This window comes from Streptomyces tricolor (genome assembly GCF_002155905.1).
Lineage (GTDB): Bacteria > Actinomycetota > Actinomycetes > Streptomycetales > Streptomycetaceae > Streptomyces > Streptomyces tricolor.
In genome coordinates, this window is sequence record NZ_MUMF01000257.1 from 1 (window position 1) to 19755 (window position 19755).

At 73.1% G+C, this 19755-nt stretch carries 18 protein-coding genes and 1 pseudogene; 12 read left to right on the top strand and 7 right to left on the bottom strand.

Features of this window, described 5'->3' with window-relative positions; translation table 11 throughout:
* The coding region (locus tag CCN44_RS18900; protein ID WP_143649852.1) for an outer membrane protein assembly factor BamB family protein at positions 1–250 on the top strand (250 nt) is incomplete at its 5' end.
* Between the two features lie 183 nt (positions 251–433).
* Positions 434–948: pseudogene (locus tag CCN44_RS18905) on the top strand (hypothetical protein).
* 18 nt (positions 949–966) lie between these two features.
* On the opposite strand, the gene CCN44_RS18910 reads toward CCN44_RS18905, so the two are convergent.
* Genes CCN44_RS18910 through CCN44_RS18920 form a run of 3 tightly spaced genes read right to left on the bottom strand, consistent with a single transcriptional unit; the run spans position 967 to position 3304 of the window.
* Complete coding sequence (locus CCN44_RS18910) at positions 967–1740, bottom strand: enoyl-CoA hydratase/isomerase family protein (protein WP_086698355.1); 774 nt, start codon at positions 1738–1740, stop codon at positions 967–969.
* A complete protein-coding gene (locus CCN44_RS18915) occupies positions 1737–2144 on the bottom strand; it encodes a Zn-ribbon domain-containing OB-fold protein (protein WP_086698345.1) in 408 nt (135 codons plus the stop codon). The genes CCN44_RS18910 and CCN44_RS18915 overlap by 4 nt, the downstream gene beginning before the upstream one ends.
* Positions 2145–2149: 5 nt before the next feature.
* A complete protein-coding gene (locus tag CCN44_RS18920; protein ID WP_086698346.1) occupies positions 2150–3304 on the bottom strand; it encodes a lipid-transfer protein in 1155 nt (384 codons plus the stop codon).
* An 85-nt stretch (positions 3305–3389) separates the two neighbouring features.
* Here CCN44_RS18920 and CCN44_RS18925 point away from each other — a divergent pair, with 85 nt between their 5' ends.
* Positions 3390–4970, top strand: coding sequence for a FadD3 family acyl-CoA ligase (locus CCN44_RS18925; RefSeq protein WP_086698347.1), 1581 nt, complete (start codon positions 3390–3392; stop codon positions 4968–4970).
* 68 nt (positions 4971–5038) lie between these two features.
* On the opposite strand, the gene CCN44_RS45085 is transcribed toward CCN44_RS18925, so the two are convergent.
* The 3 genes from CCN44_RS45085 to CCN44_RS18935 all read right to left on the bottom strand — a co-directional run bounded on the left by CCN44_RS45085 (position 5039) and on the right by CCN44_RS18935 (position 8670).
* Positions 5039–5194 (bottom strand): hypothetical protein, encoded by a 156-nt coding sequence (locus CCN44_RS45085; protein ID WP_167404002.1) that lies wholly within the window; start codon positions 5192–5194, stop codon positions 5039–5041.
* 114 nt (positions 5195–5308) lie between these two features.
* Positions 5309–5497: a hypothetical protein gene (locus CCN44_RS18930; protein WP_059250617.1), complete on the bottom strand. Its 189-nt coding sequence runs from the start codon at positions 5495–5497 to the stop codon at positions 5309–5311.
* A 209-nt stretch (positions 5498–5706) separates the two neighbouring features.
* Positions 5707–8670, bottom strand: a complete 2964-nt coding sequence (locus tag CCN44_RS18935) for an AfsR/SARP family transcriptional regulator (RefSeq protein ID WP_086698348.1) — start codon at positions 8668–8670, stop codon at positions 5707–5709.
* A 199-nt stretch (positions 8671–8869) separates the two neighbouring features.
* Here CCN44_RS18935 and CCN44_RS18940 point away from each other — a divergent pair, with 199 nt between their 5' ends.
* The 7 genes from CCN44_RS18940 (at position 8870) to CCN44_RS18970 (ending at position 17089) form a co-directional block, all read left to right on the top strand.
* Positions 8870–10096, top strand: a complete 1227-nt coding sequence (locus CCN44_RS18940) for an amidohydrolase family protein (protein WP_086698349.1) — start codon at positions 8870–8872, stop codon at positions 10094–10096.
* Positions 10097–10101: 5 nt separating this feature from the next.
* A complete protein-coding gene (locus tag CCN44_RS18945; protein ID WP_086698356.1) occupies positions 10102–11019 on the top strand; it encodes a TIGR03619 family F420-dependent LLM class oxidoreductase in 918 nt (305 codons plus the stop codon).
* A gap of 9 nt (positions 11020–11028) precedes the next feature.
* Positions 11029–11799 (top strand): SDR family NAD(P)-dependent oxidoreductase, encoded by a 771-nt coding sequence (locus tag CCN44_RS18950; protein WP_086698350.1) that lies wholly within the window; start codon positions 11029–11031, stop codon positions 11797–11799.
* Between the two features lie 98 nt (positions 11800–11897).
* Positions 11898–13016 carry an LLM class flavin-dependent oxidoreductase gene (locus CCN44_RS18955; RefSeq protein WP_086698351.1) on the top strand — a complete coding sequence of 373 codons (1119 nt, stop codon included), beginning with the start codon at positions 11898–11900 and terminating at the stop codon, positions 13014–13016.
* A gap of 96 nt (positions 13017–13112) precedes the next feature.
* A complete protein-coding gene (locus tag CCN44_RS18960; RefSeq protein WP_086698352.1) occupies positions 13113–14843 on the top strand; it encodes an N-acyl-D-amino-acid deacylase family protein in 1731 nt (576 codons plus the stop codon).
* The gene (locus tag CCN44_RS18965; protein ID WP_086698353.1) at positions 14840–16291 is read left to right on the top strand and encodes an aldehyde dehydrogenase family protein; all 1452 of its coding nucleotides are present in this window, start codon (positions 14840–14842) and stop codon (positions 16289–16291) included. Before CCN44_RS18960 ends, CCN44_RS18965 begins: the two co-directional genes overlap by 4 nt.
* A gap of 21 nt (positions 16292–16312) precedes the next feature.
* Entirely contained in the window at positions 16313–17089 is a 777-nt protein-coding gene (locus CCN44_RS18970) for an alpha/beta fold hydrolase (RefSeq protein ID WP_059255091.1), read from the top strand.
* Between the two features lie 6 nt (positions 17090–17095).
* Here CCN44_RS18970 and CCN44_RS18975 read toward each other — a convergent pair whose 3' ends face one another.
* Positions 17096–17491, bottom strand: coding sequence for a nitroreductase/quinone reductase family protein (locus CCN44_RS18975; protein ID WP_059250631.1), 396 nt, complete (start codon positions 17489–17491; stop codon positions 17096–17098).
* Between the two features lie 146 nt (positions 17492–17637).
* Here CCN44_RS18975 and CCN44_RS18980 point away from each other — a divergent pair, with 146 nt between their 5' ends.
* The gene (locus tag CCN44_RS18980; protein ID WP_189397160.1) at positions 17638–18045 is read left to right on the top strand and encodes a hypothetical protein; all 408 of its coding nucleotides are present in this window, start codon (positions 17638–17640) and stop codon (positions 18043–18045) included.
* Between the two features lie 10 nt (positions 18046–18055).
* On the top strand, positions 18056–19675 hold the full coding sequence (locus tag CCN44_RS18985) for a WXG100 family type VII secretion target (protein WP_059250633.1): 1620 nt from the start codon (positions 18056–18058) through the stop codon (positions 19673–19675).
* Positions 19676–19755 lie beyond the last annotated feature (80 nt).

Below are 19755 nucleotides of genomic sequence, written 5' to 3' on the forward strand. Positions count from 1 at the left end.
CTTCCAGGCGGGCGGCGAGGTCGTGGGCGCGCCCGCGGTGGCCGAGGGCCGGATCCACTTCGGCTCCACCGACCACCTGCTCTACACCCTGAAGGCCGACGACGGACGCCTGCGCTGGAAGCTGGCGACCGGCGGCGAGATCACCGGCTCCCCGGTGGTCAAGGACGGCGTGGTGTACGCGTGCAGCAAGGACCGGTGCGTGTACGCGCTGGACGCGGAGAAGGGCACGGGGACCGCGCGGACCGCGTGAGGGGGTGACGGCCGTCGCACCGGTCACACGGAAGGGCTTCGGACGGCGGCCGTCGTCGCGGGGGAGCGGCGTTCGGTCACCGCTCTCAGGGCAGACGCTACGCCGGGTACGCGGCGGTCGCCACACAGTGACATGACCGTGACAGGCGTGCCCTAGGGTGCTGGCATGCATCGACGGGGACACATGCTCAGACTCACGGCGGTATCGGTCCTGGTCGTCCTGGCCCTGACCGGCTTCAAGGGCCGCNNGGCGGTGACGGCGGCGGCGGTGGCGGGTGCAGCAGCTCCGGCCAGGACCACGACAGCTCCTCGTCCACGTCGTCGGGCGGCGGCTACGGCTCCGGCACGCACCACGACTACGACGATGACGACTACGGCGACGACAGCTCCGGCGGCTCGTCCGGCGGTTCGTCCGCCTCCGGCCACGAGGACGGAACGGCACGGCTGGTGAGCTGCGCGACGGTGCGGCACCCCTACGCGACCGTCGAGGTCACCAACCCGAACGCCGCCACGAGCACCTTCGACGTCCACCTCGTCTTCGAGGACGCGGACGACATGACGGTCAACGGCACCATCGAGGAGGTCACCGTGCCCGCGAACGGCACGAGGACCGTCCGGGTGCCGGTGGACAACGCCGAGGAGAGCGCCCCGCAGGTCGACCACTGCGACCTGGACCCGGTCGCGTCCTACCACTGGTGAGCCCGCCGCGTCCTGGACTCACCGCGTCCTGAACTCCGCGCGGCGGGCGGCGAACAGCTCCGCCTGCCGCGCGCTCGGCAGGTTCCCCAGCGAGATCAGGTGCGGGGCCTGCGCGAACGCCTGGGCCAGACCGGCCTCCCGGGCCGCCCACAGCGCCCGCACCGACCCCTGCACGGCCTCCGTCGGATACCCGGCGATCACCGCGGCGCAGTCCGTGGCCGCCCCCGACGCCGCACCCGGCTCGGTCACTTCCGAGACGAGACCGACCTCGTACGCCCGCCGCGCCGAGAGCCGCTCGGCGCCGCCCATGAGCACCATCCGAGCGACCTCGCCGTACGGCATGCGCTGCGCCATGAGCATCGACTCGTAGGCGCTGACCATCCCGTAGGTGGTGTGCGGGTCGAAGAAGACGGCGTCGGCTCCGGCGACGAGGAAGTCGCACTCCCCGAGCAGATAGAAGGCGCCCCCGCAGGCCATCCCCTCCACCGCGGCGACGACCGGCTTCCACAGCCCGTTCGTCTTCGGCCCGACGCCCAGCAGCGGATCGTCCTGCATGTACGGCGAGTTCGGCTGCGGCACGACGGCGTCCCGGTCGATCCCCGTGCAGAACGCCCGCCGCCCGCTCCCGGTGAGCACGACGGCCCGCACCCGGTCGTCGAACCGCAAGGCCCGCCAGGTGCGGCCGAGTTCCTTGGCCGTCCGGAGATCGATGGCGTTGAGCCGCGCGGGCCGGTCCAGGGTGACGACGGCGATACCGCTGTCCTCGTCGACGGCGAGGCGGACGGTGCTCACGCCGGCACCCACTGCGGCAGCCCGCCGGAGAAGACCGCCCGCACCGGGGCGCCGATCCGCAGCCGCGCCGGATCGACGGAGTCCGGCGGCGCCCCGGCGTGCGCCACCACGTTCCCCACGAGCCGTATCCGCGGCGCCTCCTCCAGCTCCACGACGACCACGTTGTACGGCGCCAGCTCCGCGTACCCGGGCAGCAGCGGCGGATGCGGCACGACGTACGACCACACCCGCCCGCGCCCCGACACCGCCCGCCACGCGCTCGCGAAGGACTGGCAGTGCGGGCAGCAGGGCCGGGGCGGGAAACGCGGTTCCCCGCAGTCGGCGCAACGCTGGACGCGCAGCTCGCCACGGGCCGCGTACTCCCAGAAGGGGGCGCCGTCGGCGTCGGGGACCGGACTCAGCATGGCGGTCAGCTCCTCAGCAGAAGGGCGGAGGTGGGGACGCCTTCACCGGCCGTGACCAGGCAGGTCTCGGCACCGGGAACCTGCGCGGTACTGGTCCCGCGCAGTTGCTTGACGCCCTCGTTGACGAGGTTGAAGCCGTGCACGTAGGCCTCGCTCAGCCCGCCCCCGCCGGTGTTGAGCGGCAGCCGCCCGCCGATCTCCAGGCCGCCCTGCTCGGTGAAGGCCCCGCCCTCGCCCCGCCCGCAGAAGCCGTAGCCCTCCAGGGAGAGCGGGATCAGGGCGGTGAAGGCGTCGTAGATCTGCGCCACGTCGACCTCCCGCGGCGTGAAGTCGGCGTGCTTCCACAGATGCCGGGCGGCGGTCCAGGCGGGGCCGGTGAGCGGGTCGTCGTTCCAGTAGTTGACCATGCCGTGGTGCTGCGCGGGCAGGCCCTGCGCGGCGGCGTGGACGTACACGGGCTTCTCGGCGCAGTCCCGGGCCCGCTCCCTGCCGACGACCACGCAGGCCAGCGCCCCGTCCGTCTCCAGGCAGTTGTCGTAGAGGCACAGCGGCTCGCTGATCCAGCGGGAGGTCATGTACATCTCGCGGGTGAGCGGCCGGTCGTACATCACGGCGGCGGGGTTCTGGTTGGCGCGGTTCCGGCAGGCCAGCGCGACGTTGAAGAGGTGGTCGCGGGTGACGCCGTACTCGTGCATGTAGCGGCGCGCGAGCATGGCGATCTCGTCGACGGGCCGCAGCAGCCCGAAGGGCCGGGTCCACTGGGCCGGGGTGGGCAGTCGAGCGCTGGTGTCGGTCCACGGCCGGGGCCCGCTCCCCCGTTTCCGCGACCGCCAGGCGACGCCCACGGTGGCCTGCCCCGTGGCGATGGCTGCGGCGAGGTGCGCGACGGTCGCGCAGGAGCCGCCCCCTCCGTACCCCACCCTGCTGAAGAAGGTCAGATCCCCGAAGCCGACGGCCTTGGCCAGCTCCACCTCGTCGGTCTCCTCCATGGTGTAGGAGGCGAGCGCGTCGACCTCACCGGGCGCGATGCCCGCGTCGTCGAGCGCGGCGAGCACGGCCCGGCAGGCGAGCGTCTTCTCGTCCTCGGCGAGCTGCCTGGCGAACGCGGTCTGCCCGATCCCGACGATGGCGACGGCGTCCTTGAGCCCTGAGGCTGTCATATGAGCCCCCTCTCCTGACGACTCGTCAGATTACAGCTAACCTGACGAGGAGTCAGCTGGGTGAGGGTCTGCGCTGGAGGCGTCCATGGCTGGGGAGTGGGAGACCATCCCGGAACTGGTGCGGTCGGCGGCCGAGCGGTACGCGGACGCGGAGGCCGTGGTGGACGGCCGTCACCGGATCACGTACGCCGAACTGGGCGCCCGCGTCGAACGCACGGCGGCGGCCTGCCTGGCCGGCGGCGTGGAGGTGGGCGACCGGGTGGCCGTCTGGGCCCCCAACTCCCTGGACTGGATGGTGGCGGCCCTGGGCGCGGTCTCGGCGGGGGCGGTACTGGTCCCGCTGAACACCCGCTTCAAGGGCGCGGAGGCCGCGGACGTACTGCGCCGCAGCGGGGCCCGCCTGCTGTTCGTCACCGGCACCTTCCTGGGCACGTCGTACGTCGCCTCCCTGCGGAGGGCGGTTGGCGAGGGCCCGGCCGCGCAACGCCCCCTCCCGGCCCTCCCCGGCCTGGAACGGGTGGTGGTCCTGTCCGACGACGCCCCGGCGGAGTTCGAGACGTGGAAGGACTTCCTGGCGGCGGGCGCGGGCGTCCCCGCGCGGGACGTGAGGCTCCGGGAGGAGCAGCTGACGGGGACGTCCACCTCGGACATCATCTACACGTCGGGTACGACGGGCCGCCCCAAGGGCGCGGTGATCACGCACGGCCAGACCCTGCGGGCGTACGACATCTGGGCCGACCTGGCCGGCCTGCGCCCGTCCGACCGCTACCTGATCATCAACCCGTTCTTCCACGCCTTCGGCTACAAGGCCGGGGTGGTCGCCTGCCTCCTGCGCGGGGCGACGATGGTCCCGCAGCCGGTGTTCAACGTCGAGACGGCCCTGGCCAACATCGCCGCGGAACGGATCTCGGTCCTGCCGGGCCCGCCGACCCTCCTCCAGCAGCTCCTGGACCATCCGGCCCGGGACGCCCACGACCTGTCGTCCCTCCGCCTGGTGGTGACGGGCGCGGCCGTGGTGCCGCTCAGGCTGGTGGAACGCCTGGGCGACGAACTGGCCGTGGACACGGTCCTCACCGCCTACGGCCTCTCGGAGGCGAGCGGCATCGTCACGATGTGCCGGCGCGGCGACGCCCCGTCCCTGATCGCGACCACCTCCGGCCGGGCCGTCCCCGGCACGGAGGTGAGAGTGGCGGCCCCCTCCGGCACCCCCGGGGAGGTGCAGGTCCGCGGCTTCAACGTGATGCAGGGCTACTACGCCGACCCGCAGGCGACGGCGGACGCGATGACGCCGGACGGCTGGCTCCGCACCGGCGACATAGGCGTCCTGGACCCGTCCGGCAACCTCCGCATCACCGACCGCCTGAAGGACATGTTCATCGTCGGCGGCTTCAACGCCTACCCGGCGGAGATAGAGCAACGCCTCGTCACCCACCCCGAGGTGGTCGACGCGGCCGTCATCGGCATCCCGGACCCCCGCCTCGGCGAGGTCGCCAAGGCCTACGTCGTCCGCGCCCCCGGCTCCCTCCTCACCGCGGCCGACCTGATCGCCTGGTCCCGCCGCGAGATGGCGAACTACAAGGTCCCGAGGGCGGTGGAATTCGTACCGGCGCTCCCGCGCAACGCGAGCGGGAAGGTGGTGAAGGGGGAGTTGCGGGGGAGGGGATGACGCCACCCGGACGCACGGGAACGGCCCGGCGCGGGGCGCCGGGCCGTTCCCGTCGGGCGGTGCCGGCTTCAGCCGGCGTGACTGTCCAGCGGCACGACGACCGTGCTCTGCGAGCCGTCCGGGCTCACCGGCATGTGGTTGTCGGCCGGCGCCGGGCTCGCAGCCGCGGCGGTGGCACCGAGGATCAGGGCAACGGTGGCCACGATCTTCTTGGCGAGCGTCATGGTGTCCTCCCGTTGTTGCGTGTATGGGCGCGCTCGGGACGCGCCCGGAACACACCTCGGCCGCGACGGCTCCCCCTCCGCGCCGCCGCGGCCGATCCCCGTCGGGGTGGTGGCTTACTTCTTGCCGTCCAGGTCCAGGGCGGGCGGCGCGGGCATGTTGTTGTCCATCGTCCTGATGGCATCCTTGGCCGGCCCGATCGGCATGTTGTTGTCGAGCGTGGTGATGTCCTCGTCCGCCAGCGGCTCGCTCGGCATGTTGTTGTCGAGCGGAGTGGCGTCCACTGCCTTCTTGGTGTCGCTCATGAGCTTGAGTCCTCTGCTGTGTTGGCGAGTTCGGAACGCCCGCCCGGTAGCTCCCCCGAGTGCCGCCGGACGGGCGTTCGGAGCCGCACACTAGCTGGCGGGCTCCTGGTCAGACCGCCTGCCCCCCGCAGCGTCGGTGTGACACGTACGAGAGTGCCGGGTCCCGATAAACGAATGCTGAACGCCGGAGGGCGCTGGTACGGGCCTGCCTATGCCGCCGTGGCCGGCGAGAGCAAGGCGCGCACTTCTCGGGCTTCCTCCGCGCCGTTCTGTTCGTAGAGGTTGAGCGCCTCCCGCCAGCACGCCCTCGCGCGGTCCGCCTGGCCCAGGGCGGCGAGGGCACGGCCCAGGAGCGTCAGGACACTGCCCCGCGTCCGGTCGCCACCGATGCACCCCAGTGCCAGGGCCTGTTCGGCGTGCTGCGCCGCTTGAGCGGGACGACAGGCCGCGATGTGCGCCTCGGAGATCCGGAAGTGAGTGGTCCCCTCCCAGAGCCTTTGCCGGTGGTCGGTGAAGATGGTCAGTGCCTCGGAGAACTGGTTGAGGGCTTCGGCGTGCCGGTCGGCCTTGGTCAGCGCCACACCCAGTGCGTAGTGCCCGTTGGCCAACCGCATGGTGCTGCCCACTTCGACGTGGACGGCGAGACCGTGCTGAGCGAACTCGATGGCCTTCGCGATGTTCCCCATCCCCATGTAGGCACGCGAGAGATTGCACAAGGCCGTCGCCTCGCACAGCCCGTTGGCCGCAGCGCGGAACCCGTCTATGGCTCGATCGAAGAAGACCTTGCCGTCCGCGTAGCGGTGTTGGTGAAGGGCGATGAGCCCGCGGTCCTGGGCTGCCCAGCTGGCGGCGGTGGAGTCGCCGGCGGCAATCGCGCACTCCATGGCCAGCCGCGCCTCCTCTTCGGCTTGCTGGATCCGGCCGGAGACCAGCAGCACGCCCGTGAGGGTCGTGCGGGCCCTGCCCTCGGCGTGGACGTCGCCGGCCGCCTGCGTCGCCTCGCACATGGCCATCGCCGTCGTCTCGTACTGGTGGGAGTTGGCGCCCGACTCGGCCAGGTCCCGGGCGGCCCACAACAGGTCCACCCCCCGCCGCAGCCGTTCCGTCCCCGCGGACTGCCGCACGCACGCGAGCAGCGGTGCTGCTTCGGTGTACAGCCAGTCCAGCGCCGCCGCCGCTTCCGTGAACCGCAACCCCGGATGCTCCGTCGGCTCCAGGTCGTCCACCAGCCTGTCCCCGGGCCGCTCGATGGCGTACACGCCGGCAGTCGTGGCCAGATAGAAGTCCAGCAACCGCGACATCGCCGCCTCCCGTTCGCAAGGCGGCTGTTCGTCCCTCTCCGCGCAGGCCCGTGCGTACAGGCGGACCAGGTCGTGGAAGCGGTAGCGGCCGGGGGCTGCTGATTCCAGGAGGGAGGTGTCGACCAGGGACTCCAGGAGGTCCTCCGTGTCCTCCGGGGGGAGGTCCAGGACGGCTGCCGCGGCTGCGAGGGAGATGTCCGGGCCGTCGGCCAGGCCCAGCAGGCGGAAGGCCCGGGCCTGGGGTGGTTCCAGTTGGCCGTAGCCCAGTTCGAAGGTGGCCTTCACCGCCAGGTCGCCGGCCTGCAACTCATCAAGCCGACGGCGTTCGTCGGCGAGCTTGGCGGCCAGGACCGAGACCGTCCAGGTGCGCCGGGCCGCCAGGCGGGAGGCCGCGATGCGGATCGCCAGCGGCAGGAAGCCGCAGGCGGCGACCACGTCCAGGGCCGCCTCCCGCTCCGCCGCCACCCGTTCCTCGCCGACGATCTTCGTGAAGAGGTCGAGGGCCTCTTCGGGGGACATGACGTCGAGGTCGACCAGGTGCGCCCCGGCGAGGTCGAGCATGCGGACCCGGGAGGTGACCAGGGCCGCGCAGCCCTCCGTCCCCGGCAGCAGCGGCCGTACCTGGGCCGCGTCCTTGGCGTTGTCCAGCAGGACCAGGACCCGGCGGCCGTCCAGCACCGAGCGGTAGAGGGCCGCCCGTTCCTCCAGGCTGTCGGGGACGGACGCGTCCGCCGTGCCGAGCGCCCGGAGGAACGAGCCCAGGACCGTCTCCGGTTCCGCCGGGCGGGGGCCCGCGCCCTGGAGGTCCACGTACAGCTGGCCGTCCGGGAACGCCGAGCGCGCCCGGTGGGCCACGTGGACGGCCAGGGTGGTCTTGCCGACCCCGCCGATGCCGGCCAGGGCCGACACCGCCATCACCCGGCCCTCCGACTCGGACGCGGAGGACAGGACCTCGGTCAGTTCCGACACGAAGGAGGCGCGGCCCGTGAAGTCGGGCACGGAGGCGGGCAGCTGGGCGGGGCGGACGGGGCTCGACGTGGGTTCCGCGAGCGGGGAGGCGGGCTCCGCCAGGGACGGGTCCGCCCGAAGGATGCGCTGCTGGAGTTCGCTGAGGCCGGGGCGCGGGTCCACGCCCAGTTCCTCGGCGAGCAGGCGGCGGGTGTCGGCGTAGACGGCCAGCGCCTCCGCCTGCCGCCCGCTGCGGTACAGCGCCAGCATCAGCAGCTCCCGCAGGCGCTCCCGCAGGGGATGCGCCGCGGTCAGCGCCGTGAGTTCCGAGACCGCCTCGGCGTGGCAGCCCTGCTCCAGGTCCAGGTCCAGCCGGGTTTCCAGGAGGCCGAGGCGCCACTCCTCCAGCCGGGCCCGCTGGGCCTCGGCGTACGGGCCGGGCACGCCGGCCAGGACTTCGCCGTCCCAGAGCGCCAGGGCCTGGTTGAGCAGCTCGCGGGCGTGCCCGAGGTCCCCGGCGCCCCGCGCCTTCTCCGCCTCCGCCGCCAGGTCCTGCGCGGTGACCAGGTCCAGGGCGCCCTCGCCCAGGCCGCGGACGGCGTAGCCGCCGGACTCGCTGACCAGGACCCCGGGGTCGAGGACCTTGCGGAGCCGGGACGCGTAGGTGCGGACCGCCGCCAGTGCCTGGGACGGCGGCTCGGATCCCCACAGGGCGTCGATCAGCTCCGCCGCCGTGGCCGTACGGCCCTCGCGCAGCAGCAGTGCGGCCAGCAGGGCGCGCTGCTGGGGGGAGCCCGTGTGGAGCGCCTCCTCGCCGCGCCAGGCCCGCACGGGACCGAGCACGCCGAAGCGCAGCGGGCCGGTTTCCGCGACGGGCGCGGATCCGGCACGCCGCTGCTCGGGTACTCGCGGCCCACCGTCCATGCGTTCGCCCCCCTCGGCATCACGAACAACCCCGTCAGTTTGCCTTGTTCCGGGCGGTTGCGTCAGCCGTGGGAGACGCCGATCACAGCCGATCACAGAGGCCGCGCCTCGGTCCACAAGGTCCTCACAATCTCTCCGCATGCCGGTACCCGAAAACCAGTAGCTGACGGACCGTCAGATCAGCGCTACCGTGAGGCTCATGGAGACCACACAGTTCCCGCTGATCATCTCCGTCGACGACCACACCGTTGAGCCCGCCGCCGTGTGGCAGGACCGGCTGCCGAGGAAGTACCGGGACGTCGGGCCCCGGATCGTGCGCGCCCCGCTGAAGGAGATGACCTTCCTCGGGGGGCGGTTCAAGCCCGTCATGGGGACGCCGGGCGGTGACGAGGGCCCCCTCGGCGACTGGTGGGTGTACGAGGACCTGCACCGGCCCCTCACCCGGCTCGACACCGCCGTCGGCTGCGCCAGGGACGAGGTCCGGCTGGAGGTCATCACGTACGAGCAGATGCGCCCCGGCTCGTACGACGTGTCCGCCCGGCTCGCCGACATGGACGTCAACCACGTGCAGTCGGCCCTGTGCTTCCCGACCTTCCCGCGCTTTTGCGGACAGACCTTCACCGAGGCCGCCGACAGGGAACTCGCCCTGCTCTGCGTCCGCGCCTACAACGACTGGATGGTGGAGGAGTGGTGCGGGCCGGCGGCGCACGGGCGGCTGATACCGCTCACGCTCATACCCCTGTGGGACGCCCGCCTCGCCGCCGAGGAGGTCCGGCGCAACGCCGCCCGCGGCGTCCGGGCCGTCGCCTTCTCCGAGATCCCCCCGCACCTGGGCCTGCCGTCCGTCCACACCGACGCCTGGGATCCGTTCCTCGCCGCCTGCGACGAGACCGGCACGGTGATCGCGATGCACATCGGCTCCAGCAGCCGGATGCCGTCCACCTCCGCCGACGCCCCGCCCGCCGTCGGCTCCACGATCACCTTCGCCAACTGCTGCTTCTCCATGGTCGACTGGCTGATGAGCGGCAAGTTCGAGCGCTTCCCGCACCTCAGGGTCATGTACGCCGAGGGGCAGATCGGGTGGATTCCGTACATCCTCGAACGCGCGGACGTCGTGTGGGAGGAGAACCGGGGGTGGGGCGGGGTCGCCGACAAGGTCCGCCGGCCGCCGTCCGAGCTGTTCGCCGAGCACGTCTACGGCTGCTTCTTCGACGACGCCTTCGGGCTGCGCAACCTCGACGCCATCGGCGCCGGCAACGTCCTGTACGAGACCGACTACCCGCACTCCGACTCCACCTGGCCCGCGTCCCGCGAGGTCGGCGAGGCCCAGATGGGGCACCTGGCGGCGGACGTGGTGGAGCGGATCGTCCGGGGGAACGCCATCGAGCTGCTGGGGCTCACCCCGGAAGGGCTGTGGCGGGCGTGAGCGCCCTGGCGTACGGCATCCAGCTGCCCGTCCAGTCGCAGAGCACCCTCTACGCCGAGCCGTGGGAGACCGGGGCCGGGCCCGATGACCTGGTCGCCGTCGCCCGGGCGGCCGACGCGGCGGGGTTCGCGTACGTCGCCTGCTGCGACCACGTGGCGATCCCGCGCCGCCTCGCCCCGGCCATGAGCACCGTCTGGTACGACCCGGTGGCCACCCTCGCCCACCTCGCCGCCGTCACCGAGCGGATCCGGCTGCTCAGCCATGTGGCCGTCGTCGGCCTCCGGCACCCGCTGCTCACCGCCAAGCAGTACGCCACGCTCGACCACCTCTCCGGCGGCCGGCTGATCCTCGGGGTGGGGGCCGGACACGTGCGGGAGGAGTTCGAGGCGCTCGGCGTGGACTTCGAGCGCCGCGGGGCCGTGCTGGACGAGACGATGGACGCGCTGCGCGCCGCCCTGGGGCCCGACGAGTACCCCGAGCACCACGGGAAGACCTACGACTTCGCGGGGCTCGGCCAGCGCCCCCGCCCCGCCCGGCCGCAGGTCCCGCTCTGGGTCGGCGGCTCCTCGCCCGCCGCCGTCCGCCGGGCCGCGCTGAAGGGCGACGGCTGGCTGCCGCAGGGCGACCCCAGGGAGCGGCTGCCGCGGAAGATCGCGCGCATCAGGCGGCTGCGCGCGGACGCCGGCCTCGGCGGGCCGTACACCGTCGGCGCCCTCACCGAGCCGCTGTACGTCGGCCGGCCCGGCTGGGACGTCGGACGGCGCACGCTCGCCGGTCCGCCCGAGGAGATCGCCGGGTCGCTGCGCGCCTACCGGGCGCTGGGCGCGGACCAGATCCAGGTGCGGTTCCGCAGCCGGAGCCGGGCCGAACTCATCGAGCAGATCCACGCGTTCGGGGCGGAGGTCGCGCCCCGGCTGGACTGAGGAGGCGGTATGGGCAAGCTGGACGGGCGGGTCGTCCTCGTCACCGGGGCGGCGCGCGGGCAGGGCGAGCAGGAGGCGCGGCTGTTCCGGGCGGAGGGCGCGCGGGTGGTCGTGGCCGACGTGCTGGACGGCCGGGGGAAGGCGCTCGCCGAGGAGATCGGGGCGTCCTATGTCCACCTGGACGTGGGCACGGAGGACGACTGGCGGGAGGCCGTGGCCGCCGTCAAGCGGACGTACGGGCGGATCGACGGGCTGGTCAACAACGCGGGCATCCTGCGCTTCAACGCCCTCGTGGACACCCCGCTGGACGAGTTCATGCAGGTGGTGCGGGTGAACCAGGTCGGCTGCTTCCTGGGGATGAAGGCGGTGGCGCCGGAGATGGCCGACGGCGGCACGATCGTCAACACCGCGTCGTACACGGCGCTGACGGGCATGGCGGCCGTGGGCGCGTACGCCGCCACCAAGCACGCGGTGCTCGGGCTGACCCGGGTGGCCGCGCTGGAGCTGGCGGCCCGGCGGATCCGGGTCAACGCCATCTGCCCGGGCGCCGTCGACACCGCGATGGCGAACCCGGCCCGGCTGGACCCGGACGCCGACCCGGAGGAGACGAGCCGGGCCCTGGACGAGCTGTACCGGGGACTCGTGCCGCTCGGCCGGATCGGCCGGCCGGAGGAGGTGGCCCGGCTCGCCCTCTTCCTCACCTCGGACGACTCCTCGTACATCACCGGGCAGCCGTTCGTGATCGACGGCGGCTGGCTGGCGGGGATCAGCGTGGTCTGACGGACCGTCGGCTATTGACGGTGGTCGCGGCCGGTGCGACAGTCGCCCGACGGACAGAACTGACGGATCGTCAGATACGACGAGGACGGTGAACCGCCGTGGAATTCGGGATCTTTGTACAGGGGTACGTGGGCAAGCGCGCCGAGACCGACCCGCTGGCCGAGCACAAGGCGCTGATGGAGGAGACCGAGTACGTCATCCAGGCGGACAGGTCCGGCTTCAAGTACGCCTGGGCCTCCGAGCACCACTTCCTGGAGGAGTACTCCCACCTGTCCGCCAACGACGTCTTCCTCGGCTACCTCGCCCACGCCACCGAGCGGATCCATCTGGGCTCCGGGATCTTCAACCCGCTCGCCCCGGTCAACCACCCGGTGAAGGTCGCCGAGAAGGTCGCCATGCTCGACCACCTCAGCGAGGGCCGCTTCGAGTTCGGCAGCGGGCGCGGGGCCGGGTCGCACGAGATCCTCGGCTTCCTGCCCGGCATCACCGACATGAACCACACGAAGGAGATCTGGGAGGAGACCATCGCCGAGTTCCCGAAGATGTGGCTCCAGGACGAGTACGCCGGCTTCCAGGGCAAGCACTGGCAGCTGCCGCCGCGCAAGGTCCTGCCGAAGCCGTACGGGAAGTCGCACCCGGCGATGTGGTACGCGGCCGGCTCCCCGCCGTCGTACGCCATGGCCGCGCGCAAGGGGCTCGGCGTGCTGGGCTTCAGCGTCCAGAAGGTGTCCGACATGGAGTGGGTGCTGGAGCAGTACAAGACGGCGATCGTGGACGCCGAGCCGGTGGGGGACTTCGTCAACGACAACGTGATGGTCACGACGACCGCGATCTGCGCGCCCACGCACGCCGAGGCCGTCGAGACCGCGGTGAACGGCGGGCTGCACTACCTGCCGTCGCTGGTGTTCCGGTACCACGACACGTTCCCCCGGCCGGAGGGGTTCCCGGTGTGGCCGGAGACGCTGCCCCCGTACACGCCGGAGTTCGTGGAGCTGCTGATCGAGGAGGAGCTGCTGATCTGCGGGGACCCGGACGAGGTGCTGCGGCAGTGCAAGCGGTGGGAGCAGGCGGGGGCCGACCAGCTGAGCTTCGGGCTGCCGGTGGGGGTGCCGAAGGAGGAGACGCTGCGGACGATCCGGCTGATCGGGGAGCAGGTGATTCCGAGGATCGACACGGATCCGGTCCACCGGACTTCGCGGTTCCGACAGGGGGCTTGATCACCGTCGGCGGGTGCGGGTGGTCCGTGGTCGCTCGCGCAGTTCCCCGCGCCCCTTCGGGGCGATGCTCGCATCCGAGTTGAAGAGGAGCCGTTCATGCTCGATCACCTCGTCAAAGGCGCGACCGTCGTCGACGGGACGGGGGCGCCGGGTTCCGTCGCCGACGTCGGCATCCGGGACGGTCGTATCGCCGTCGTCGGTACCGTCACCGAGGAGGCCCGCACCAGCGAGGACGCCCGCGGGCTCGTCCTCGCCCCCGGCTTCGTCGACCCGCACACCCACTACGACGCCCAGCTGTTCTGGGACCCGTACGCCACCCCCTCCCTCCGGCACGGCGTGACCACCGTGGTCGGCGGGAACTGCGGGTTCACACTCGCGCCGCTGCATCCGGACCGGCCCGAGGACGCCGACTACACACGGCGCATGATGGCCAAGGTGGAGGGGATGTCCCTGGTCGCGCTGGAGGAGGGGGCGCCCTGGAGCTGGCACTCCTTCGGTGAGTACCTGGACGCCCTGGAGGGGCGGATCGCCGTGAACGCCGGGTTCATGGTGGGGCACTGCGCGCTGCGGCGGTACGTCATGGGCCCGGACGCCGTCGGCGGGCAGCCCGGCGACGAACAGCTCGCGGCCATGCTGCGGCTGCTGCACGAGGCCATGGACGCCGGCGCCTGGGGGCTGTCCACCACCCAGTCCGGTACGCACTCCGACGGGGACGGGCGGCCGGTCGCCTCCCGGTACGCGCGGCCCGAGGAACTGCTGGCCCTCTCCCGGGCCGTCGGCGAGCACGAGGGGACGCAGATCGAGGCGATCGTCGCCGGGTGCCTGGACCAGTTCGGCGACGACGAGATCGAGCTGCTCGTGGAGATGAGCGCGGCGGCCGGACGGCCGTTGAACTGGAACGTGCTCACCATCGACGCGGCCGTGCCGGAGCGGGTGCCGCGGCAGCTGAGCGCGAGCGAACGGGCCCGGAAGGCCGGCGGGCGGGTGGTGGCGCTCACCATGCCGATCCTGACCCCCATGAACATGTCGCTGGGCACCTTCTGCGCCCTCAACCTCATCCCGGGGTGGGGGCCGGTCCTGGGGCTGCCCGTGCCCGAGCGGATCGCCCGGCTGCGCGATCCCGGGGTCCGCGAGGAGCTGCTGCGGCGGGCCCGGTCCAAGGAGGCCGGCGTCTTCCGGCGGCTCACGGACTTCGGGCGGTACGTCATCGGGGACACCTACAGCGCGGCCAACCGGGGGCTCACCGGCCGGGTCGTGCGGGACATCGCGGCCGAGCGCGGGCAGGACCCGTTCGCCTGCCTGGTGGAGATCTGCGCCCAGGACGAGCTGCGGACCGTGCTGTGGCCCATGCCGAGCGACAACGACCCGGCCTCCTGGGCGCTGCGCGCCGAGACCTGGCAGCACGAGGACGTCCTGCTCGGCGGCTCCGACGCGGGCGCGCACCTGGACCGGATGTGCGGGGCGCCGTACACCACCCGGTTCCTCGGGGACTGTCTGCGCGGGCGGAGGCTGGTCGGTCTGGAGCAGGCGGTGAAGATGCTGACCGACGATCCGGCGCGGCTCTTCGGGCTGCGCGAGCGCGGCCGGGTGGCCGAGGGCTGGCACGCCGACCTGGTGCTGTTCGACCCCGAGCGGATCGACGCCGGCCGGGCCCGGCTGGTGCACGACCTGCCGGGGGACAGCCCCCGGCTGGACTCCCGGGCGACCGGGGTGCGGGCCGTGTGGGTCAACGGGGTGGAGACGGTCCGGGACGACGTGGTGTCGGGGGCCGTACCGGGCCGGGTGCTGCGGTCCGGGCGGGACACGCGGACGGTGAGCACCCGGTGAGCGAGGGGCAGCCGCTGTTCGTCGGCGGGGCGTGGGTGGCGCCGGACGGCGGGCACCACCCGGTGACCGACCCGGCCACCGAGGAGACCGTCGGCTGGGCGCCGGAGGCCTCCCCGGAGCAGGCGCGGGCGGCCTGCGCGGCGGCCCGGGAGGCGTTCGGGGCGTGGTCGCGGACCCGGCCGGAGGAGCGGGCGGCGGTGCTCGCGCGGGCCGCGGAGATCATCCGGGATCGGCTGGTGCCCTACGCGGACCTGGCCCGGGCCGAGACCGGCGCGACCACGGGGACGGCCCGCGCGATGCAGGTGGGGGTGGCCGCGGCCCGGTTCCGCCGGTACGCGCGCGTGGAGCCCGCCGAGTGGCCCATCGCCCCGCAGATCCACGAGGCCGGGCCGATGGGGAAGGCCGGCGTGACGGGGGCGCTGGCGGTACGGCAGCCCGTCGGGGTCGTCGCCTGCGTCACCTCGTACAACAACCCGTGGGCGAACCCGGCGGGCAAGATCGCCCCGGCGCTGGCCATGGGGAACACGGTGGTGGTGAAGCCCGCCCCGCAGGATCCGCTGTCGGTGTACCGGATGGCCGAGGCGCTTCAGGCGGCCGGGGCGCCGCCGGGGGTGGTGAACGTGGTCTCCGGGCGGGACGTCGCGGTGGGCGAGGCCGTGGTGGCCTCCGGGGACGTCGACATGGTGAGCTTCACCGGGTCCACGGCCGTCGGCCGGCGCATCGCCGAGGTGTGCGGGCGGGACATGAAACGGCAGTTGATGGAGCTGGGCGGGAAGGGGGCCGCGCTCGTCTTCGACGACGCCGACCTCGGCTCGGCCGTCGCCGGCATCGGCACCACCTTCTCCTTCTACAGCGGGCAGATCTGCACGGCACCGACCCGGGTGCTGGCCCAGCGCGGGGTGTACGAGCGGCTGGTGGAGCACCTCGCCGCGTACGCCCGCGGGCTGACGGTGGGGGACCCGGGCAAGCCGGGCACGGTGGTCGGGCCGGTGATCTCCGCCGAGCACCGGGCGCGCGTGGAGTCGTACGTCGCGCTCGGGCGGAAGGAGGGCGCCGTGCTGGTGGCCGGCGGCGAACGGCCGCCGCTGGAACGGGGGTTCTTCGTCGCGCCGACCCTGCTCGCCGACTGCGGCAACGACATGCGGGTGGCCCGGGAGGAGATCTTCGGGCCCGTCGTGGTGGTGATCCCCGTCGAGGACGAGGAGGAGGCGGTGGCCCTCGCCAACGACTCCGACTACGGGCTCATCGACTACGTCTGGTCCGGCGACGTGGCCCGGGCCTTCCGGGTGGCCCGGCGGCTGCGGGCCGGCGGCGTGGGCATCAACACGGTCGGCCGCAACATGGAGGCGCCGTTCGGCGGGTTCAAGCGCAGCGGCGTCGGCCGGGACGTGGGCGTGTACGCCCTGCACGCCTACAGCGAGGTGCAGTCCCTCGTGTGGCCGGGCTGAGCGTCTGGCACCGTGGGCACCATGGAGCAGACGGTGAAGGTCGACGGCGGCGAGGTCTGGGCGGACGACTCCGGCGGCGAGGGACTGCCCCTGGTGCTGCTGCACCCGGGGATCGCGGACGCGCGGGTGTGGGACCCGGTGCTGCCCGCACTGACCGCGCGTCACCGGGTGATCCGGTACGAGGCGCGGGGCTTCGGCCGGTCCCCGGCGCCCACGGTGCCGTACACGCAGACCGCGGACCTGGGGCGGGTGCTGGACCACTTCGGGCTGGACCGGGCGGTGCTGGTCGGCAGCAGCCTGGGCGGGAAGACCGCGATCGGCTTCGCGCTGAGCGAGCCGGAACGGGTGGCGGCCCTGGGGCTGCTGGTGCCGGGCGTGACCGGGTATCCGGATCTGGAGGATCCCGAACTGACCGCCGAGATCGGCCGGCTGGCGCAGGCGGGCGACATGGACGGGCTGCTCGCGCTGTCCCTGCGGACCTTCGCCGCGGCCGGCAGCCCGCCGGACACCCGGGCCGCCGAGCTGATCCGGGACTCGTTCCCGGGCTGGTTCGCCACCTACGGGTACGACCGGCCCGAGCCGCCCGCCTTCGACCGGCTGACCGAACTGGACCTGCCCACCGCCCTGTTGCTGGGGGAGCGGGACACGCCCCGGGTGGTCGCCTGCAACGAGGCCATGGCGGCCCGCATCCCCGGCTGCCGGCTGGTCCGGGTCGCGGAGTGCGACCACCTGCCGACCCTGCGGGTCCCGGAGACGGTGGTGCGGCTGGTGACGGAGCTGTGCGACCGGGCCGGATGAGGCGGCTCAGTCCGTCAGGTCCACCCGGACCGTCAGCAGCTGGGTGCCGAACGCCCGTACCGCCGCGCTGTTGAAGCGGGGCAGGGCCCGCAGCCGGGCCACGGGGTCGTCGTCGGGGAGGAGACGGGCGGTGCCGTGGTGCCAGCGGCCCGCGATGCGCACCCGGACCGCCGGGTCGGCCTGGATGTTGCGCACGTAGTGCGACCGCAGGCCGAACTCGGAGACCAGCCAGAAGGAGTCGCCGACCCGGCGCCCGCCGACCGGGGTCCGCCGGGGCAGGCCGGAGGTGCGGCCGGTGGTCTCCAGCAGGGTCTGCCACGGCAGGCGCCGGTTGAGCGGATTGGCGACGTACCGCTGGAAGCGGGTGACGAGGCGGTGCTTGCGGTCTGCGCGGCCTGGCATGTGCGACGGCTCTCTCCCAGCAGGAACGCTGCTGACGCGTGGAAGGTGTGGCGGCCCCGTGCGAGGCCTGTGACGCGTGGACGGCCGTACGGCCGCCGCGTGTTAGCCTCCCCCGCAGCCATGATCGATCGCAACGGGGGAACGTGATGGGCGCGTCTTCGGACGGCTACACGGTCAAGTCCGGCATGTCCGGGCAGGCGAAGGAACTGGACGGCGCGGGCGACGACGCGGGGCACATCGCCGAAGCGGTCCGCCCGGGCCGCTCCTACACCGACAATGTGCTCGGCGGCCCGGAATCGGCGGAGGCGTTCAACGCGTTCGCCACCGCCTGGGAGACCGAGGCCACCACCCTCGGCTCCGCGCTGCACGAACTCGCGGGCAAGGTGCGCCTGGCCAAGGGCGCCTACCGGGGCAGCGACCACGCCGTCGCCACCCGGGCCGCCGCCGTGCCCGCCGGCGGCACGCTCACCACCATGCCCACCCCGGCCGGTGACAGCGCCCTCACCACCATGCCCGTGTACGCCGAGCGGCCGTCGGCCCTCACCGGCTACTGAGGGCGGACCGATGACGGGATTCTTCGACTCGCTGTTCTCCGGCCCGCTCGGCACGCCCGCCGCCCGCCGCTCCTGGCTGGCCGGCCTGCGCGAGAGCATCCCCAAGGCGGCGACCAAGAACGACCTGCTGGACCAGATCGACGGCGCGCTCTTCGTCCCCGAGCCGGAGGGCGACCCGGCGACCCTGGAGTCGCTCGCCAAGAGGTACCGCGGCCAGGTCGACAAGGCCGGCGACCTGCACGACCGGGTGAACAAGGTCGCCCGCAAGGGCCTGCCGGAGGTGTGGGTCGGCGACACCAGCGTGCGCGCCTCCGACGCGGTGGCCGCCGCCGCCCGCGCCGCGACGCAGATGTCCGAGGCGTTCGACGGCGGCGCGAAGGCACTGGTCACCCTCGCGGACGCGCTCGAGCGCGCGAAGAAGCAGGACGCCGACGGCCGCGCCAAGGTGGCGGACGCCAGACGGCAGCTCGGCGGCAAGGACGGCTTCTTCGACCGCATGGTGGAGACGGACGAGGAGAAGGCCGAGCTGGCGGCGGCCCGGACCCTCGCCGCCGCCGGCGTCGACCTGATGCACCAGGGCGCGGTCACCGCCGACGACGCCGTCCGCGCCGCCGCCCGCGACCTCAACAAGTGGGCGGCCGAGGCACGCGCCGGGAAGCTGCGCACCGACGACCTGACCGCCGTGGACCGGCTGATGCTCGCCGACACCAGCGGCGCGGCCGGCGCGGCCGACTACAACGAGATCCTCACCGCCAACGAGCTGGCACGCTCCGGCCAGGCCATGGAGAAGCTGTCCGCGGCCGACCGGGCCCGGATGGAGCAGCTCCTGGCAGGGGCGTCCTCCCCGCAGGAGAAGGCGTACCTGATGAAGGCCCTCGCCGCGGGCCACGGCGTGAACGACATCGAGACGTTCGGCAAGAAGATCCACGGCAAGGACCCGGCCTGGCTCCAGGAGCACCTCACGCCGATCGTCACCCAGGGCGACAGCCTCAAGAACGAGGGGACCGACCCGAGCAACGGCAGCAACATCAACACCGACCTGCAGAGCTTCCGCGGCCAGCAGTGGGCCCAGGGCGGCGACGGCAGCGAGGGCACCTGTGTCGCCTCCTCCACCGTCACCGCCCGCGCCATGGTCGACCCCGTCTACGCCCTCTCGCTCACGGGCGGGCCCAGCGGGCAGGAGAACGACCCCGCGGCCTTCCGGCGCCGCCTGGTGGAGGAGCAGCACCGGGTGCACACGGAGGGCAAGGGCGGCGCCAACTGGAACGGCATGGACCAGAAGGGCAAGACGGAGGTCCTCAACAAGGAGGTCAGCCCGGACACCGGCACCTCCTACGAGCTGCAGGAGGTCCGGGACGCGGACGCCCGGCGCAACGTCCTGCCCGAGATCGAGAAGGCGGTGGCGGAGGGCAAGCCGGTGCCGATCGGCGTCGAGGGGTACGACGACCAGGGCAAGCGGTCCGGCCACGCCATGATGATCGTCGGCCAGGAGGGTGACATGCTGCAGATCTACAACCCGTGGGGCCAGACCACCTGGGTCAGCGAGGACGACTTCGTCAACGGCGGCATGGCGAAGGCCAGCAACAACGGCCTGCCCGACGCGTACGCCGTCCATCTGCCCCAGGACTGAGAGACCGACCCATGACGTCCCGTGCAGCACTCCTCGGACCGGCCGCGCTCGTCTGCCTGCTCGCCCTCACCGGCTGCGGC

Excerpts from the sequence above, each read along its gene's own strand:
- CCN44_RS18915 (WP_086698345.1), bottom strand. The coding sequence starts at position 2,144 with ATGCTGAGTCCGGTCCCCGACGCCGACGGCGCCCCCTTCTGGGAGTAC.
- CCN44_RS18920 (WP_086698346.1), bottom strand. The coding sequence starts at position 3,304 with ATGACAGCCTCAGGGCTCAAGGACGCCGTCGCCATCGTCGGGATCGGG.
- CCN44_RS18925 (WP_086698347.1), top strand. The coding sequence starts at position 3,390 with ATGGCTGGGGAGTGGGAGACCATCCCGGAACTGGTGCGGTCGGCGGCC.
- CCN44_RS45085 (WP_167404002.1), bottom strand. The coding sequence starts at position 5,194 with ATGACGCTCGCCAAGAAGATCGTGGCCACCGTTGCCCTGATCCTCGGT.
- CCN44_RS18930 (WP_059250617.1), bottom strand. The coding sequence starts at position 5,497 with ATGAGCGACACCAAGAAGGCAGTGGACGCCACTCCGCTCGACAACAAC.
- CCN44_RS18935 (WP_086698348.1), bottom strand. The coding sequence starts at position 8,670 with ATGGACGGTGGGCCGCGAGTACCCGAGCAGCGGCGTGCCGGATCCGCG.
- CCN44_RS18940 (WP_086698349.1), top strand. The coding sequence starts at position 8,870 with ATGGAGACCACACAGTTCCCGCTGATCATCTCCGTCGACGACCACACC.
- CCN44_RS18950 (WP_086698350.1), top strand. The coding sequence starts at position 11,029 with ATGGGCAAGCTGGACGGGCGGGTCGTCCTCGTCACCGGGGCGGCGCGC.
- CCN44_RS18960 (WP_086698352.1), top strand. The coding sequence starts at position 13,113 with ATGCTCGATCACCTCGTCAAAGGCGCGACCGTCGTCGACGGGACGGGG.
- CCN44_RS18970 (WP_059255091.1), top strand. The coding sequence starts at position 16,313 with ATGGAGCAGACGGTGAAGGTCGACGGCGGCGAGGTCTGGGCGGACGAC.
- CCN44_RS18975 (WP_059250631.1), bottom strand. The coding sequence starts at position 17,491 with ATGCCAGGCCGCGCAGACCGCAAGCACCGCCTCGTCACCCGCTTCCAG.
- CCN44_RS18980 (WP_189397160.1), top strand. The coding sequence starts at position 17,638 with ATGGGCGCGTCTTCGGACGGCTACACGGTCAAGTCCGGCATGTCCGGG.
- CCN44_RS18985 (WP_059250633.1), top strand. The coding sequence starts at position 18,056 with ATGACGGGATTCTTCGACTCGCTGTTCTCCGGCCCGCTCGGCACGCCC.